This is a genomic window from Ruegeria sp. EL01 (genome assembly GCF_900313035.1).
GTDB lineage: Bacteria > Pseudomonadota > Alphaproteobacteria > Rhodobacterales > Rhodobacteraceae > Ruegeria.
On sequence record NZ_OMPS01000027.1, the window covers coordinates 1 to 17401 of the forward strand.

General features: G+C 54.7%; 17 protein-coding genes, 1 tRNA gene and 1 pseudogene. 12 read left to right on the plus strand and 7 right to left on the minus strand.

The genetic code is table 11. The features are described from left to right. The coding region (locus D9K61_RS11850; RefSeq protein ID WP_216825792.1) for an ATP-binding protein at window positions 1–133 on the plus strand (133 nt) is incomplete at its 5' end. A 146-nt stretch (window positions 134–279) separates the two neighbouring features. On the opposite strand, the pseudogene D9K61_RS27510 reads toward D9K61_RS11850, so the two are convergent. After that, window positions 280–384: pseudogene (locus tag D9K61_RS27510) on the minus strand (integrase); the annotation flags it as partial. Window positions 385–531: 147 nt separating this feature from the next. On the opposite strand from D9K61_RS27510, the gene D9K61_RS11860 reads away from it, so the two are divergent. Beyond that, on the plus strand, window positions 532–1371 hold the full coding sequence (locus tag D9K61_RS11860) for a DMT family transporter (protein ID WP_216825791.1): 840 nt from the start codon (window positions 532–534) through the stop codon (window positions 1369–1371). An 11-nt stretch (window positions 1372–1382) separates the two neighbouring features. Here the strand turns inward: D9K61_RS11860 and D9K61_RS11865 are convergent, their stop codons facing one another. From D9K61_RS11865 to D9K61_RS11875, 3 genes are all read right to left on the minus strand, one after another. Beyond that, window positions 1383–2051, minus strand: a complete 669-nt coding sequence (locus D9K61_RS11865; protein WP_120633467.1) for a TetR/AcrR family transcriptional regulator — start codon at window positions 2049–2051, stop codon at window positions 1383–1385. Window positions 2052–2438: 387 nt separating this feature from the next. Then, on the minus strand, window positions 2439–3473 hold the full coding sequence (locus D9K61_RS11870; protein ID WP_120633478.1) for an IS110 family transposase: 1035 nt from the start codon (window positions 3471–3473) through the stop codon (window positions 2439–2441). Between the two features lie 122 nt (window positions 3474–3595). Next, a complete protein-coding gene (locus D9K61_RS11875) occupies window positions 3596–4582 on the minus strand; it encodes a D-glycerate dehydrogenase (protein ID WP_120633479.1) in 987 nt (328 codons plus the stop codon). A gap of 177 nt (window positions 4583–4759) precedes the next feature. On the opposite strand from D9K61_RS11875, the gene D9K61_RS11880 reads away from it, so the two are divergent. From D9K61_RS11880 to D9K61_RS11890, 3 genes are all read left to right on the plus strand, one after another. After that, the gene (locus D9K61_RS11880; protein WP_254055751.1) at window positions 4760–5242 is read left to right on the plus strand and encodes an SH3 domain-containing protein; all 483 of its coding nucleotides are present in this window, start codon (window positions 4760–4762) and stop codon (window positions 5240–5242) included. A 110-nt stretch (window positions 5243–5352) separates the two neighbouring features. Continuing rightward, window positions 5353–6342 carry an NADPH:quinone reductase gene (locus tag D9K61_RS11885; protein ID WP_120633468.1) on the plus strand — a complete coding sequence of 330 codons (990 nt, stop codon included), beginning with the start codon at window positions 5353–5355 and terminating at the stop codon, window positions 6340–6342. 92 nt (window positions 6343–6434) lie between these two features. Then, window positions 6435–6509, plus strand: a tRNA-Gln gene (locus D9K61_RS11890). Window positions 6510–6692: 183 nt separating this feature from the next. On the opposite strand, the gene D9K61_RS11895 is transcribed toward D9K61_RS11890, so the two are convergent. Together D9K61_RS11895 and D9K61_RS11900 are read right to left on the minus strand one after the other, a co-directional pair. Next, entirely contained in the window at window positions 6693–7955 is a 1263-nt protein-coding gene (locus D9K61_RS11895; protein WP_120633469.1) for a recombinase family protein, read from the minus strand. Window positions 7956–8703: 748 nt separating this feature from the next. Beyond that, window positions 8704–9645, minus strand: a complete 942-nt coding sequence (locus D9K61_RS11900) for a LysR family transcriptional regulator (RefSeq protein WP_120633481.1) — start codon at window positions 9643–9645, stop codon at window positions 8704–8706. A 122-nt stretch (window positions 9646–9767) separates the two neighbouring features. Here D9K61_RS11900 and D9K61_RS11905 point away from each other — a divergent pair, with 122 nt between their 5' ends. Both D9K61_RS11905 and D9K61_RS11910 read left to right on the plus strand, forming a co-directional pair. Next, on the plus strand, window positions 9768–10781 hold the full coding sequence (locus D9K61_RS11905; protein ID WP_120633470.1) for a D-cysteine desulfhydrase: 1014 nt from the start codon (window positions 9768–9770) through the stop codon (window positions 10779–10781). Window positions 10782–10784: 3 nt separating this feature from the next. Then, window positions 10785–11498 carry an aspartate/glutamate racemase family protein gene (locus tag D9K61_RS11910; RefSeq protein WP_120633471.1) on the plus strand — a complete coding sequence of 238 codons (714 nt, stop codon included), beginning with the start codon at window positions 10785–10787 and terminating at the stop codon, window positions 11496–11498. Window positions 11499–11551: 53 nt separating this feature from the next. Here the strand turns inward: D9K61_RS11910 and D9K61_RS11915 are convergent, their stop codons facing one another. Continuing rightward, window positions 11552–12436: a LysR family transcriptional regulator gene (locus D9K61_RS11915; protein ID WP_120633472.1), complete on the minus strand. Its 885-nt coding sequence runs from the start codon at window positions 12434–12436 to the stop codon at window positions 11552–11554. A gap of 267 nt (window positions 12437–12703) precedes the next feature. Here D9K61_RS11915 and D9K61_RS11920 point away from each other — a divergent pair, with 267 nt between their 5' ends. The 5 genes from D9K61_RS11920 to D9K61_RS11945 form a co-directional block, all read left to right on the plus strand. Then, a complete protein-coding gene (locus D9K61_RS11920; protein ID WP_174235097.1) occupies window positions 12704–13669 on the plus strand; it encodes a glycine betaine ABC transporter substrate-binding protein in 966 nt (321 codons plus the stop codon). A gap of 66 nt (window positions 13670–13735) precedes the next feature. Further along, a complete protein-coding gene (locus D9K61_RS11925; protein ID WP_120633474.1) occupies window positions 13736–14791 on the plus strand; it encodes a glycine betaine/L-proline ABC transporter ATP-binding protein in 1056 nt (351 codons plus the stop codon). After that, window positions 14788–16329: an ABC transporter permease subunit gene (locus D9K61_RS11930; protein WP_120633475.1), complete on the plus strand. Its 1542-nt coding sequence runs from the start codon at window positions 14788–14790 to the stop codon at window positions 16327–16329. Before D9K61_RS11925 ends, D9K61_RS11930 begins: the two co-directional genes overlap by 4 nt. Next, window positions 16326–17045, plus strand: a complete 720-nt coding sequence (locus D9K61_RS11935; RefSeq protein ID WP_120633476.1) for an alpha/beta fold hydrolase — start codon at window positions 16326–16328, stop codon at window positions 17043–17045. The genes D9K61_RS11930 and D9K61_RS11935 overlap by 4 nt, the downstream gene beginning before the upstream one ends. 179 nt (window positions 17046–17224) lie before the next feature. After that, on the plus strand, window positions 17225–17401 hold a 177-nt coding region (locus D9K61_RS11945; protein ID WP_162946846.1), incomplete at its 3' end, for a helix-turn-helix domain-containing protein.

Genomic DNA, 17401 nt, shown 5'->3' on the forward strand with positions numbered 1-17401 from the left:
GTGGACGGAAACGTTCGGATCAGAGCGCCTCACCGGTGCCTTGCTCGACCGGCTGACCCACCATGTCAGCATCCTGGAGATGAACGGAGAAAGCTATCGTCTGGCACAGAGCAGGGCTCGGCAGAACTCCTAATACGCGGAAAAGATTGGTCCTGACGGACCAAGACGCCTTGGCAACCGCCAGCTATTTGGGAGCGCGTTTGCCAAGGCGTCGGCCACCCAAGCAATGGACGACTTTTGCTCCGCCCCGTGGCAGAATTTTACTCCGCCGTTGACACGTTCGACGCCAAGATACCGAACAGTGCTATCGACCTTCGTGTGCCCGAGTAGCAGTTGGACCGCACGGAGGTTGCCCGTCTTTCGGTATATCTCCGCTGCTGTCGTCATCCAAGATGCTGTTTGATTGTCGCCATACTAGAAAGTATGATTATGGAGTGTCCACATGTGGTCGGTCCCTCCCACAACACGAAGGGTACGGCAATGTCTGAAACAACAAACGTCCAACCAAATCGAAGTCTCCGACTCAAAGGGATGTTAGTCGCGCTCGTTGGAGCGGCGTTGATGAGCCTCGATCCAGTGTTCATTCGGTTTTCTGGAGTAAATGAGCTGGAGACCACATTCCTTTTTGGATTGTTTACAGCGATATCCATGGCTGTCGTTATCCAGCTAAGTGACAAACGCGGTTTGATCAAAGTTCTGGTCGATAGCGGGTGGCCCCTACTTGCCGCTGGCGTTCTAATGTTGGGCAGCAGCACTGGACTGGTATTCGCCATTAAGAACACCTCTGTCGTCAACACATTCGTGATCCTCAGCACCATACCCGCCGTTGCCGTATTGTTTAGCTGGATTTTCCTGAGGGAAAGGGTTTCCAAGCAAACCATGTTTGCGATCATCGGGGTTATTATCGGCATTGGTGTCGTTGTGTCAGGCTCTAGTGCTGGCGGTGCCAGCAGCTTGTACGGCGACCTGCTTGCCATGTTTGCAGTTGTGGTCCTTGCGTTGATGCTGACATTGCTGCGCAAATTCCCAGACGTCAGCCGTATGGGCGCTGTAGGCGTCGGTGGTTTCCTTGTCGCGGTGGTAATGTTCTTCTTCACCGAGCCATCAACCTTTAGCATGAACACATGGTTGATCATGGGCGTGATGGGCCTTCTGACGGCCCCGTTCGGTCGCGTTCTGTCGATGGTTGCGACCCGCTACGCCACAGCGACCGAAGTTTCGATGACCCTGATGCTGGAAACCGTTTTGGCTCCAATCTGGGCATACCTTTTCTTCACGGAAGTACCGGGCGCTAACAGTCTCGCCGGTGGCGCTATCATTCTAATTACCATCGTCGCCTACACGCTGCATCTGACGAGAGAAGAAGGCTGAAAGACGAGAGGTTAGCTTAACTTCAAATCGGCCAACAACATCCGTGTAGCAGCCTCTGCAAACCGGGCGATTTCTTCTTCGCCCGGTCGTCCTCGTCCAAACAGAACATCATCACGAAACGCGAAAAGCATCGACGTATATAGAAGCAAGACCTCATCTGGATCGGAAAGGGACAATCTTTCCCTTAAGAACTTCGACAATGCCGCACTTGTTTCATCCGGGGCCGCTTTAAAAAACGTCTCGACAATTTCAGGAGATTTGGCGCTTTCAGTGACCAATAATCTAAAAACGCATAAAGGTTCATCTTCGAGGTGCCAGCGCATAAATCCCTTGGCAAAGCTGACCAGCGCCTTTCGAGGATTAGGATGCTCAAGGTGGCGGACGAAATCGGCATTGCTCGACTGACCCAAAAAGATGATGGTTGCTTCAAACAGTTCAATTTTAGATGGAAAATAGCGATAGACAGTTTGTTTTGTTACGCTAGCGAGTGCGGCAATCTCGTCCATGTTAGCGGCCTCATAGCCTGCTGATAAAAACTCTTCCTTTGCTGCTTTCAGAATTGAGAGGCGCTTGGCTTCTCTTTTTTCTTCCATCGTTCCCATACCTCTAAAGCCCGCCTCAAATTTATCTTCCTCAACAGGATGAATACATTGACTCCAGTGCAAGCGCAAGATTTCCATACTCGTAAGTATGACGGTGTGTGGGGAGCAATCTGATGCCTAAACTCAACCCAACCGGCGACAAGCTAGGCCGGTGACATTCCGGTAAGTCAACATTCGCGCGTTGGTAGCGAATGCTAACTTCTCTAATCGGGCGTTTGGGTCAAGTTCATTTCATCGTTTTCTTTCCATGCTTTGAGATCGCTGTCTCTCATCCGGGTCACACTTCTCTTCGCAGTCATTGATGGCCCGGTTCGGTTGGACCGCTGCATGCATGTGTCGGATTGGACGTGGAGCGCCCCGCTTTGTCTCGCGCTTCGAGTTGCGCAGTGAGCTTTTTCGGCGTCATCCACAGACCTCGTCCGGTGAGGGACGATCCCGTCTTTGGCTTCTGGAATGGGTATCAGGTCATGCAATTCCCTCCATTTTCCCATGACGGAACTCGGTATTGTCGGCCCACATGCGGTGCATGATGACGGCCAATTTTCTGGCAACGGCTACCAGAGCGCGTCGGCGGCCTTTGCGGCGCATCAGGCGTAGGCCCCAGCTTTTGATCTCAGAACTCGCAACAGATCGCATCATCATCGCATTTGCTGCAGCATACAGAGTAGCACGTACGTCACTGTCACCCGCCTTCGAGATGCGGCCAGGATTGTCCATCTCGCCGGACTGATATCGTCGAGGTGTTAACCCAAAATGTGCAGCCACTGTTCGAGAACTTGTGAACCGTGCCGGGTCATCGACCGCGGCACGGAATGTCAGTGCAGCAATGGGGCCGACACCGGGGATCGCCATAAAGCGCAGGCAGGTCTTGTCATGGCTGGCTGCCTGCTTCACACGACGGTCTAGTTCTCGGTAGGTTCTGTACAACATCGCGCGCGCATCAAGGAGTGGCAGAAGCGCACGTGAGAGGTCTGGATCTGCCTCGATCAATGGTCTGACCAGTTCGTCGAAAGACCCCTGATCAACACGAGACGGCAACCGCAGGCCAAAGACCCTGAACAGCCCCCGCACCTCGTTGGCCAAGTCGATGCATTTCTTCTGAACGGCCTTGCGACTGCTCAGCAGCGCTCTTAGCGCGTGAGCTTCGCGGCTCTTGTTAAAGACCGTACCGAACCACCCGGATCGCAACACCTGTGCAATCCCTCGCGCATCTGTTTTGTCGGTCTTGTTTCGCATCGCTGAAAGGGCTGCGTTCACTTGACGCGCTTCCATGCAAACAACATCAAGCCCAGCTGCACGAAGTCCGTAATACAGGTGCTGGCTCATCGCACCAGACTCGAAACCGACCCGACATTGATCAGAAGGCACATCACCCAGACAGGCCAAGATGTCCTCAATCTCACATGCCACTGAGCGCTCAAAGAGATGCTTGCCATCAGCGTCAATCACGCAGACCGCCACCGATCGCAACGACACATCCAAACCCACATAGTAATCCATTTCGTTCTCCTCAAACTGCAGAAACATACTGCAACTCTATCAAGAACTTGACCCATCATCATGGTCAGCCCGATTACCCATGCTTTGTCCCGCAAAGCAGACTTTGCCTCCTTCCCGTTGCTTTAAAACATAGCCGGCACGACCTGATCCGGCGGGCGGTGCCCATCTTCGAAGGTTTTGATATTGATGATAACCTTCTCACCCATTTCGATCCGCCCCTCCAAAGTGGCAGACCCCATATGAGGCAGCAAAACCACATTCGGCAATTGCCGCAGCCGCGGGTTCACATCGGTGCCGTGTTCATAAACATCCAAGCCCGCCCCAGCGATATCACCGGATCGGATCATTCGGGTCAGGGCATTTTCGTCAACTACCTCACCGCGAGAGGTATTCACGATCACCGCCGACGGCTTCATCAGTTTCAAACGACGCGCATTCATCAGGTGGAAGGTCGAGGGCGTCGAGGGGCAATTGACCGATACCACATCCATCCGGGCCACCATCTGGTCGAGGCTTTCCCAATACGTCGCTTCCAGCTCCTGCTCGATCTCGGGGCGCAACCGGCGGCGATTGTGGTAATGCACCTGCATCCCGAACGCACGCGCGCGCCGGGCGACCGCCTGCCCGATCCGCCCCATACCAAGTATGCCCAAACGTCGTCCACCAATCCGACCTCCAAGCAAAGCCGTTGGCGCCCAGCCCGACCAATCGCCCTGCTGCATCACGCCCAGACCTTCGGGAATGCGACGGGTGACCGCAAGGATAAGGGCCATGGCCATGTCTGCAGTATCGTCGGTTAGGACACCCGGCGTATTCGACACCAGAATACCGCGCTGCCGGGCCGTCGCCACGTCGATGTTGTCGACGCCTGCACCGTAATTCGCAATCAGCCGCAGACTTTCGCCCGCCTGTCCCAGCAAACCCCCGTCGATCGAATCCGTGACCGTTGGCACCAACACATCTGCTTCGTTGACCGCTGCGACCAATTCTTCACGTGTCATGGGCGCGTCGTTGTCACGCAACCGGACATCAAAAAGCTCGCTCAACCGGGTTTCAACAGCCTCTGGCAACCGTCGCGTTACAACAACACTCAGACGTTCTCGTGGCACTTTAGCCCTCCCACTGCTTTGCAAACGCGCGCGCTCCATGGCATCGTGGCGCAGGATAAGGCGGGGCACAAGAACCCCATAGGCATTGAGTCGACCTTTTTTCGAAAGCAGATCAACAGGCATAAGAGCAGCTAGTCAGTGAACGGCCTTCTATCGGTGAAACGCCTTTTCTGGGCGATCCTCTCCATTTTCTTGTTTGCGTTGGGCCCAATTGCGGCTGACGCACAGGACAAACGTGGTCCGGTGACGAACTTGCCGCTGCCGCGCTATGTCTCGATGAAAGCCGCCGAAGGGAATGTGCGCCGAGGGCCGTCATTGACCCATCGAATCGACTGGGTGTTCAAGCGTCGCGGTATGCCGTTGCAGATAACGGCCGAATACGGCAACTGGCGCAAGGTTCAGGACCGCGACGGCGCTGGTGGCTGGGTCCACTACGCGTTGCTGTCAGGTGTCCGTACGGTTTTGATCGAATCTGAAATGCTGGCCGTCTATTCCCGGCCTGACGCTGGCGCGCCGGTTAATGCGCATTTCGAAACGGGTGTCGTGGCACGTCTTGGGTCTTGCTCGCTGGATTGGTGCAAGGTGTCAGCCGGAGGTCATCGCGGCTGGACATTGAAATCGAACCTCTGGGGCGTCGATCCATCCGAGATCCGCGAATAGCCCGTTCACCTTTCAATCGAATCCGACAATGGCTCGCCTCGTATTGCCTCAGAGGCTTGCCCTGACCACCGGCGCAGTTATTGTGACGCTTCAGGATCAGAGGACCAATAATGAAAGCCGTCACATACACCACTTTCGGCGACGCAGCAGACGTATTGCAGCTGCAGGATATGCCTTTACAAACACCCGGGCCTGGTGAGGTCACGATTGACTTGGCCTTCTCAGGCGTGAACCCCTCTGACATCAAGGCACGCGCCGGATCCAGACCGGGCGTCACCAAACCACCCTTTCCTGTGATCATTCCCCATAGCGACGGGTCTGGGGTGATCTCCGCTGTAGGGGAAGGCGTGTCCGTGTCACGGATTGGTCAACGTGTCTGGATCTGGAACGGCCAATGGGAGCGTGCGTTCGGCACTGCCGCAACGCAGATCACGTTGCCTGAGGCGCAAGCCGTCCAACTGCCAGACTCAGTCTCATTTGAAACCGGAGCCGTTCTTGGCATTCCGGGTTTGACGGCCTGCCATGCCGTATCTTCCGGCGGAGACATCACGGATCAGACAGTTCTGATTCATGGAGGCGCAGGCACGGTAGGCTTTTTGGCAGTGCAATTGGCTAAATGGGCAGGGGCACGGGTTATCGCAACAGCCAGCTCACGTGACTTTGACAGGGTACGCGAGGGCGGTGCAGACGCGGTGATCGACTATTCTTCTGATGACCTCGCCGACCAGATACTCGACGCCAACAAAGGGCAAACGGTTGGTCGAATCATTGATGTTGAGTTCGGACATAACGTCGAGACAAACACCACAGTCATATCCGAGAATGGCCGAATAAACGCCTACGGCTCAGCGCGGAACATGACACCGGCCCTGCCCTTCTATCCGCTGATGTTCAAAGCAGTAACGCTTGAGGTGATATTGATCTACCTTCTGCCCGATCACGCCCGCGCAACCATCATTGAAACGCTTCACGCTGCCTTAGTAGACGGGGCGTTGGTTTGCCCCATCCAAAAGGTTCTGCCATTGCAAGACTGCGCAAGGGCGCACGACCTGGTACAAGTCGGCAATCGGACCGGCGCGGTGCTGATCGAGACGACCTGATGGCAGAAGAAATTAAATATTCGAGTGTTCAAAATTTTTGCCCAAAAGCTCTTGAACCCTGCCAACAACAGTCGTAGATAGCCGCTCACCGTTGGGGTGTAGCCAAGTGGTAAGGCAGCAGTTTTTGGTACTGTGTATCGTAGGTTCGAATCCTACCACCCCAGCCATGATTTTCCATTAAATCACACACTGAATAATTGGTCGCCGATTGTGGCTAGTTTTCAGGGACTTAGTTTTTGACGATTTGAGCTGAGACGCGAACGTGAGCACAACAATAGCCGATTTCCGGCCGCAGTCTCAGTTCGCGATTCCGACGGTACGAGTTTGGTGTGTTTTGAAAAGTCTTTAGATCAGAGCGCAGCGAACTGCTGGCGCTGTTCTGACCAGATCGCTGGGAAGCCGGACTTGATTAGGTAATCCGTGATCAGGCCGTCAGGTTGCTCGCCTGCAGCGATGGCATCCAGAACATCAGGCGCCAGCATGGCCAGATCGACCACATCCTGAACGCGGCGTTTGGAAATGCCCTCTTCTTCAGCAATCTCAGAAAACGTTCTGCCGTCAATAATCATCGCCAACAATTGGCGCGCCTTGATTATGTTGCGGACAAGTGTCTGATCGATCTCAGGAGGCGGATCGCCCAAGTGCAATTTCAGTTCCACGCCTCTGCGGCGCATCTGGAATGGAGCTTCAATTGTTAGTTCTTCGGCATTGACCTGATCCGCTCTGCACTCGATCATCCGGGCCAGTGCCTGTAGATCCAACTGCAGACTCAGCGACCCCTGTCGTATGTCTGCCCGCGCAATCAGGTCGAGGCATTTCCTGACGGACTGGCAATCTCTGAGATGCTCCGCTGCTGAAGCAATTTCGGCCGCAGACATATCCTGTACCATTGATGTCACAGCGTTCGGTCGGCTTAGGTGTTGTCTAACCACTTCAGCCAGGAGGTTCTCAAGCTGTTCTGCAGGCAGTCGCCACGTATCGGGAAACTTCTGACTGCGATCCGCCACAAGACGACCAGAGATATAGTACCGCAACCGCTTTCCATTTTTGCGACTATGGCTGGGCGTCAGCCGATCTCCGGTCTCATCATAGAGCTTTCCGGCCAGTGCTGATCGCTTTGCTTTCTGCTTAACGCCGCGCTCCCTTACTGCGCCATCTTTCAGCAGCTGCTGCACCCGCTCCCACGCCGCCGGGTTGATGATGGCAGGATGCTGCCCCTCATAAACCTGACCCTTGTGTCGGATGCGGCCAGCATAGATTGGGTTGCGGATCAGATGATGGATGTGTCCGCGATCGAAGAACGTGCCACCTGTCACGCGTCCGCCGGGACGTTCCCGGCGGCGCGACCGGAGACCCAGTGCTTCCGCCTGCTCTTTCACGTCAAGAATGGTCTGATGCTCCAGATAGAGATCGTAAAGCGTCCTGATGATCTCAGCTTCTTCTTCGTCGATTTTGAGCGTCCGGCCGTCAGCCTGATACCCAAGTGGAACGTTCCCGCCCATCCAAAGACCCTTGCGTTTTGAGGCAGCAATTTTATCCCGGATACGTTCGGCGGTGACTTCCCGTTCGAACTGAGCGAAGCTGAGCAGCACGTTGAGTGTCAGGCGACCCATACTGGTCGACGGCTCTTAGCAGCCCTTCGCTACATTTTGTAGGAGTGTCTGCTTCCGACATTCAGATCAGTTTATATTTGACCCGTTCCCCCTTTCTTCTTCCCTGTTGGCCTCAAGAAATTCCCTGATCGTAAGAGAAAAATTCCCTGTTAACCGATCTAAGGAAATTCCACACAAGAGACTGTTTTTACGAGTAACTTCGAGCTCCAATACGCCGAAATTGGCCCAAATCTATGAGTTTTTCCTGTATTTTCCCTGTTAACAGGGAATTCTGCGCGAGACTGGATAGCTCGAGACTGCCTGCACAGCCATGATTTTCCCCCTGTTGTGCCGTCCGGCGTGAATCGCAACCTGTCCGGTTAGACTTGCAACTTTTGTCGGGCAAGAAAGCAACTTTCGTCAGGATTGAAGGATTTTAGGGGCCTCTCTCTACTCAGCAGGCAGGTTTGCTTACATCCAAGAAGTGCCTCGACAAGTAAGGCCCTGATTGCCCCAAGTTCGACACCCGGGGCGGTAAGCGGAAATTCGCGGCATGCGCGAAACTTAATCGCGTAAACGGCCGAAGCAGACACTCGGCCTTAGTCAGTCCTATCTATTTCAGATTGCTAACCACCTCCATGAAGTGAAATCTTCATGGCCTTCACGAATTCCGGCAGTGCAGCATCACCTCGAATGCAGTGATTGGTCAGTCAGCGCGCAATTTGCCCATCTCCCGTTCTGCTGCAGTAGAGTTTTGATCGCTCCAAAATTATTCTGACTCGATGCAGCTATTCACATCGTCGGGTAGATGTTGTGACAAAACAAAAATTTGCAATTGATCTCCAAGGTGTTGCCATATCTGCTCATTGTACTCTGACTGTGTTTCTACCAAGCGGACCATATTGATTGTCAGGGGCTGCGCGGGCAGCACGTCATCAAGGCGCACAAGCAGACCCTGTGCGAGCGGGTCGGCAACCAGTGAGTGGGGCAACCACGCAACACCGATTTCATTTAGAGAGTATTGCAGCATAGCAAGCGTCAGAGCAGTTTCAGCTCTGGGTAACGCAGTGACGCCTGTGGGCAAACGCGGGGCGACCATCCGGGAAAAGACCTGCCCAAGAAATACTTCGGGCGGGTAACTGATTGTTGGAATTACCGCGTCAGTTGCTTTGCTGCGCATTGCGGGCGCACAGACTGGCATCAAAAAATCTGACCCAAGTGTCCTGGCTTCAAAAGCGTTTCCAGGGCCGAGCATTTTGCCATCAGAAATCGCGTACATGATCGCAAAATCAACTTCTTTCGAGATTAGAAGCAAGAGGCATTCGTCCTGGTTCCCTGAACGCACGCTCACTGAAGCATCGCCATTTTCCGTCAATGCGGACACAACCTTGGGTGATACGGTTGTAGTCAATGCATGTTGGCAGACAAAGGACAGTGAGTTGCCCGCCTGATCACTCGTAGTCTTCAAAGTATGTCGCAGTTTGTGTAACCGCGAGCTGAGTTCACGTAATTCGAGTTCCAGTGCCTGCACACCTGGCAGCAGAGATACGGGCTTGCGGCGGCGGTCGAATAGGGTCGTGCCGATATTGTCTTCGATAAGACGCACCCGGCGTGTAAAGGCAGATTGGGTCAGCAACCGCTTGTCAGCAGCGCGCGCCAATGAGCCGCTGTCAAGTACGGCCAATATGTCATCAATCCACTCAAGGCGCATAAAATGCAGATAACGCAGCCTCAGGTAATATGCAATCTTTGCAATATAGGTGCCAAATTTCGAATTTGAATACAGGCATGGCGGGGAGTAAGTTGACATAAATCAATATTAGGATCTCTCAGATGCATCTTGCCCGCTTCCCCCGCCTGCACCTAGCTCATCTTCCGACGCCGCTTGAACCGATGAAACGTCTGTCAAAAGAGCTGGGTGTCGATATCTGGATCAAGCGGGACGACTGCACGGGCATGTCAACTGGGGGTAACAAGACCCGCAAGCTTGAATTCCTCATGGCAGAGGCCGAAGCGCAGGGTGCAGATATGGTAATGACTCAGGGGGCTACGCAAACCAATCACGGCCGACAGACCGCAGCATTTGCCGCCAAGCTTGGGCTCGATTGTCATATCCTTCTGGAAGATCGCACTAGGTATGAAGATGCCAACTACAACGCCAATGGCAATGTCCTGCTTGATCATCTGCATGGCGCGACCACGGAAAAGTTTGCCGGTGGCCACGACATGCCGGGCGAGATGGAGAAAGCAGCCAACAAGAAACGGGCAGAGGGACGCAATGTCTATGTCATTCCAGGCGGCGGATCGAACCCGACTGGCGCGCTCGGCTATGTGAATGCAGCTTTTGAGATCATAGGTCAGGCCAATGACAGCGGTTTGAGAATTGATCGATTGGTACATGCAACCGGGTCTTCGGGAACACAGGCAGGACTGGTTACTGGCATGTGCGCAATGAATGCTCAGGTGTCCGTGCTGGGCATCGGAACAAGGGCGCCGCAACCAAAACAGGAACAAATGGTTTACGACCTTGCCTGCAAAACTGCCGAGAAACTGGGTTGCGCAGATGTGGTCAAGCGCGAAGACGTGATGGCCAATACCGACTATGTCGGCGAGGGCTATGGCCTGCCGACCGCAAGCGGCATAGAGGCGATCCAGATGTTTGCCGAACTGGAGGGCATCCTTCTGGATCCGTGCTACTCAGCCAAGGGTGCAGCGGGTTTGATCGATCTTGCACGCAAGGGTGAGTTTAGAGATGAGCGGGTCGTGTTCCTGCACACCGGGGGCGCGGCAGCTCTCGGAGGATATGACTTTGCCTTTGATCATCAAAACCGCTGGGTAACTGTCTGAGCCATGGCGCTGCGTCCGGTCGGCATTCTTGGTGGTATGGGGCCTGAAGCGACTATCCTCCTCCAGAGCAAGCTGGTGGAGGCGGTGCCTGCGAATGATGACCGCGATCACATCCCGCTGTTGGTCGATATGAACCCGCAAGTACCGTCGCGGATTGCGCATTTGATCGCAGGCACCGGTGAAAATCCCGGGCCGACGCTGGCCGCAATGGCACGTCGCCTCCAGGCTGCCGGAGCCTTGGCGCTGGCGATGCCGTGCAACACCGCACATCACTATGCCAAAGCGATCACAGGTGCGGTGAATATCCCGCTGTTGAACATGGTTGAACTGACGGTTGATCATGCAGTCAGAACGATTGGCTCCGGGGGTTGTGTCGGTATGCTTGCTTCGCCCGCCGTGAGGCACACACGTTTGTTCGAAGATGCACTATCGGCGCGAGGGCTTTCTGTCGTCTGGCCCGCAGATGATGAAGAAATGTTGTCAGCAATCCGCAGCATCAAAGTAAGCGGCCCTTGTAGTGATGCGCGCGAAACATTGCGGATTGCTTCGCATGAACTTGTCGCGGCAGGCGTAGACCTGCAAATAGTTGCGTGCTCGGAATTCTCGCTAATTGCCGACAGTGTGGCGGCGGACACCAATGTTATCGACACGATTGACCTGCTGGTCGCCGAGATCTGTAAATTCTCTCAGGCGGGTCAACGTGGTGAGGCGGAATAGCGAGGACTATTATTCCTTGGGACGACATGGGTTTGGGAAACAGGCTGGTTAGCTCAAAAACGATCCCAAAACTGGCGGGCAGTTTGATCAAAGATTGTCGGATTGGAAAAGGCAGAAATCGTGAGCGTCGCACACCAAGTGTCATCGCCGATGGGCACCAGCAGTCCCGCGTCAAGTTCAACAGAAATCGCGGTTTCAGGCATCCAGGCGAAACCACTTCCAGTCATCAGGCGCCGTTTGATGGTCTCAACCAAACTATCGACATAGATCGTCTCAGCATTCAGCGGTTTCCGATCTATGGTATTTTCAACAACCATGCCCAGAAATGACGAGCGGTCATAGGCCAGATATGGGATTGGCGGGCCATCCTGTTTTGCAAGGTCCCACCCCAAAGTGCTCACCGATTCAGCCGCAGCCACCGGCACCAGACGATCCTTCAGCAGATCCTTTCGCTCGAACGCAGCTTCGTCAATCATCGGCGAGACCGAGTGGTGATAATAGCACAACAGGATGTCGACTGCGCCTTCGACCAAAAGATCGCAGCAGGTGCTCAAGGAATCGGACAGTACACGCGTGCGCAAATCGGGGATTTGCCGTTGCAACTCTTCGATCCGAGCAGCCAGATAATTGACCGCAAGGGTGTGAAGCACCGAAAATCGAATGAATCGGCTGTCCCCCCTGTCAGCATCTCGCAGTGATTGACGTGATTCTGACAACTGCGAAATCGCGGCCAAGGCAACGGGCAGAAACTGTTGTCCCGCCTCTGTCAGTTGCACCGGATATGTGGCCCGGTTAACCAGTGGCAGCCCGACCCAACTCTCCAATGCTTTGATTCTACGACTGAATGCAGATTGTGTTATGTTACGTTCGTCGGACGCACGGGTGAAGTTCAGCGTTCGGGCAAGGCACTCAAAATCACGCAGCCAGTTCAGATCCAATGGAAGTTCCTACATTTCAAAGGGCGCATTGGCCAAGCATACCTATAACTATGCAAAAAACGAATAGTTTGATGAAATGTTCGAATTGGCCCTTGGAAAACCTCATGATCTAGACTTCCAGGCAGGGCCTGGCGGTTTGCGCCTTTTTCAGCCTTCCGTCTGTAGTCGCAGCCCGAGACAATTTGGCACGATCCTATCGCGGGATAGGAGATCGAATGACTAAAGAACGACGCCAAAACAAGGCGCAAATCAACAGAGGAGATTATTATGAGAACGAACCTGAAGACACTTGGCCTGGCAGCGGTGGTTGGCATTTATGCAATGCCTGCTTTTGCTGCCGAAGAGGTCAAAATTGGTGTGCCGTCCTGGACCGGGGCGCAAGCAATTGCGCATCTTCTGGGGGCAGTTGTTGAGACGCGAATCGGAGGTACGGTGGAATTTGTGCCGGGGAACAACGCCACTATTTTCCAGGCAATGGATCAGGGTAAGGGCGACATCGACGTGCATCCCGATGTGTGGCTGCCCAATCAAGAGAGCTTTACCAAGAAATATGTAGATGAGGCCGGAACGGTAACCCTGTCTTCGAACCCATACGAAGGCAATCAGGGTTTTTGCGTCAGTCAGGACTTTGGCCAGGCCAACAACATCACTGACATCGCTGATTTGGGTCGTCCGGACGTCGCTGCACTGATGGATAGCGACGGCAATGGTAAGGGCGAAATGTGGATCGGCGCGCCAGGTTGGGCGTCGGCGAATGTGAACGAGGTTAAAACCCGGGACTACGGCCTGCTTGATTTCATCGAGCCGGTGCGTGCAGAAGAAAGTGTGAAGACCGCGCGTATCAAGGATAGTATCGCTAAGGGAGAAGGATATGCCTTCTACTGCTATAAGCCGCACGCGGTTTGGTACATGTTCGATGTCCAGATGTTGAGTGAACCGACATTTGACCCCGCGAAATACGTGATGGTTCAGCCATCTGATGATCCGGATTGGTACAACAATTCCAGTGTAGCCACCAAAGACGCGCTTAAGAACGTTCAGATCGCCTGGTCCAATACCCTCCCAGATCGCTCTCCGGCGATTGCCGATTTTTTTGCGAATTTCCAAGTGACGGCTGATGACGTCAGCGGGTTCGCTTACGAAATCAGCGGGAAGGGGCGTGATCCGGCAGAGGTCGCCCGCGAATGGGTCGACGCCAATCCTGATCGCGTGGACGCCTGGTTGGGCCTCTGATCTCGCTCAAGGAACACGGTGGCGCCGTTTCATGGCGCCACCCGAATGCTGACCTCTGGGGGACCTATGAGCGACAATACCGTTATCGAAATTTTGAATGTTTGGAAGATTTTCGGAGGCAAGCCCGAAGTAGCGCTGCAGGCGATCCGGGATCAGGGGCTTAGCAAGGCTCAGGTGTTGGCCGAATACAACTGTGTTGTTGGTGTTGCTGATGTCAGCCTGTCGGTAAATCGGGGCGAAATCTTTTGCATTATGGGCCTTTCCGGCAGCGGTAAATCTACTCTGGTCCGCCATTTCAATCGGCTGCTTGAACCCACCGACGGCAAGATCGAGATTGAAGGCACCGATGTTATGGCGCTGGGGCCAAAAGAGCTTCAGCAGTTTCGCAACAACAAGATCGGCATGGTGTTTCAGAACTTCGCGCTCATGCCGCACCGGTCGGTGCTGGATAATGTCGCGATGCCACTGGAAATCCGCCAGATCAGCAAAAATGAGCGGATGCGCCAGGCTGCCGCAATTCTGGATATTGTCGAGCTTGGTGCCTGGGGATCGAAATTTGCGCACGAGCTGTCAGGCGGCATGCAACAGCGTGTGGGTTTGGCCCGGGCGTTGGCGGCTAACCCGGATGTGTTGTTGATGGACGAACCATTCTCAGCGTTGGACCCGCTGATCCGTCGGCAATTGCAGGATGAATTTATCCGGCTGAGCAAGATCCTGAAGAAAACCACGATTTTTATCACCCATGATTTGGACGAAGCGGTTCGCATCGGCAACCGGATCGCAATCATGCGTGATGGTAAGGTAGTGCAGATTGGAACGGCCGAAGATATTGTCATGAACCCGGCCGACGATTATGTGGCCGATTTTGTTGCGGGCATTTCCCGGCTCAAAGTGGTGCGCGCTCACGCTGTCATGCAGCCCATACCCGAACACATAGCAGCCCATGGCCCGCTGGCGTCCGATGCCCCACGCGTCAACGAGGGTGAAAACCTCAGCACGCTGATCAATCTGGCGATCGACAACAGCAGTGCCATTCTGGTGGAGGACGGTGGCGTTGATGTCGGCGTGATTACCCGTGCCGATCTGCTGCGTACCGTGATCGAAGGGACCGAAGTGTCATGAATACCTCTGATGTGAACCCGCTGGAAGATACCGAAAGCGAAGCAGCCCTGGCCTATGCCGAAGAGCGCCGCGATAACATTCGAACCTTTGTCCGCACCAGCCCTGACTACTACATCCGCAATTTCGATAAGATCGGTGCCTCGTCCCGCTTCACGCCGACCTTCAACCTGATGGCGGGGCTGTTTGGTCCAGTGTGGTTTGGCGCGCGCGGGCTGTGGTCATGGGCGCTGCCCTTTCTGATCCTAGAAACAATTGCTTTTGTGCAGATCGCCCGTGGTCTGTTTGGTGATCTTGCTGCTGATGCAATGGCGCGCATCGCTTCGATCGAAGGCACGCTGGAATTGCGCAGACAGCAACTCGCCGCGGCGATCGAGAACCAATCGGACAAGATTGATGTCTATCGCCGCACTGTCGAATCTCTTGAGGATAACATTGGCGGCATCCGTGCCGAGGCGGAGGCGTTAGCCGCCCAAGGCCCCTCAATTGTTTTGACCGGCCTTGTCATCTTGCTGATCGTGAAAGCCGTGCAGTCGCAAGTGGCCAACTGGGCGCTGGAGGCCCGTTTCTCTGACTGGCTCTCGGATCGATCGATCCGCTCTGCCATGCCGGTATCACAAATCGTGTTCAGTGCGATCTTCATGGCGCTGATAGTTGCGGCAGCGATGATGCACTACAGTTTCCCGGGTCGGTTTTCGCTCCTCAGCCAATTTCCCACAGACCCGAACCTCCGTCTGACTGGCATCACGTGGGTAGAAGAATTCATCGCATGGTGCGTGCGCAACAGCGAGGCCTTCTTTGATGCTCTGACATTCGGAATCCGCGGGCTGCTCGACGCTCTTGAAGTCATTCTGGTCCAGACGCCGTGGATCGTGATCGCCAGTTTGATCATTTTGCTGACCTGGCTGACCGCAGGGATCAGCACGGCAATCTATTCGGGGGCATTTCTGGCCTATATGGGCCTGTTGGGTTTCTGGGAAGGCGCCATGACCACGCTGGCTTTGTTGGGGACTGCCGCATGTTTGTCGATCGTCATCGGCATACCACTTGGCATGTTCGCCGCCCGCCGCCCAAGGTTTTATGCCTTTATCCAACCCATCATGGATTTCATGCAAACCATGCCCGCATTTGTCTTTATGGTGCCAGTGATCGCCTTTTTTGGCGTCGGCAAACCAGCGGCTGTTGTGGTTACGATGATCTTTGGCGGCACACCGGTAGTGCGCCTGACTGTTCTTGGCCTGCGCGGGGTGCCCGAAAGCGTGCGCGAAGCAGCGATCAGCTTTGGAGCCAACAAGTGGTATCTGCTCACCAAGGTCGACCTGCCGCTCGCAAGTCCGTCGATCAGGGCAGGGATAAACCAGACTATCATGTTGTCGCTGGCGATGGTGGTTGTGGCGTCACTGATTGGCGCCAAAGGACTGGGCGAAGATGTGTTGGAAGCCTTGCAATATGCCAATGTGGGCCAGGGCATCCTCGCAGGGTTTGCGATCCTGTTCTGTGCCATGATCCTTGATCGCATCGTACAAGGCGGTCGCAAATGACACCGATTGTATTTGTCCATGGATTTTTGGGCGGCAGTCGGCAATGGCAGAGGCAATCCGAAGACCTGTCAGATTTCGACGTCGTCGCACTGGATCTACCAGGATATGGTAAGAATTCACGGTTTGATGCGTTGGACAGTATAGCTGGGTATGCTGAATGGGCGCTGAATGAATTGACGGCACGCGGTATCCAACAGTTCCACCTGATCGGCCACTCGATGGGCGGGATGGTTGTGCAGGAAATGGTCGCCCGCGCACCGGGGCGCGTCGAGCGGTTGGTGCTCTATGGCACCGGCGCGTTGGGGGTATTGCCAGGCCGGTTCGAGACCATTGGAACCTCAAAACGCCGAGCCCGTGCCGACGGACCTCAGGCCACAGCCAGACGAATTGCGGCATCTTGGTTTCTCGAGCGGGAAGAAGCCGCAGCATATGAAGATTGCGCCGTGATCGCCGAACAATGCAACTTGCGGTCAATACTCACCGGACTCGATGCGATGGAAGGTTGGAGTGGGGCAGAACGCTTAGCGGATATCGAAATCAGAACACTGGTTATCTGGGGTGACAGGGATCGCACTTACCCATGGAGTCAGACCGAGCAATTGTGGCAATCAATTCCCGACGCCAACCTGGCAGTGATACCAGAGTGCGCCCACGCGACGCATCTAGAAAAACCCGAGCTGTTCAACAGGGTTCTGATCGATTTCTGTTCAGATTGACGAGTTTCCGACCTCAAAATTTAGTTCAGAATTCCGTCGGCAGTACCACTGAGACGAATGAGAACGGCGGTGAGAAAGTCGACCACGGAAGCGGCGGGATGACCCTGCTGCGGGCGGCGTAAAAGTCGTCCATCTTTGCCCTTCTTTTCGTAACGGAGGGGGGCGGGAGGATCTTTTCCGTGGATTTGTATCGTAAAGTTCGTCTGGCCTGTGCCGAGGGCATGAGCCAGCGAGAAGCGGCCCGGCATTTCGGGATATCTCGTGACAGCGTTCGCAAGATTTTGGCGTTTTCGGTCCCGCCCGGCTACCGGCGGTCAGCACCGATCCGGCGGCCCAAGCTGGATGGGTTCACCGGG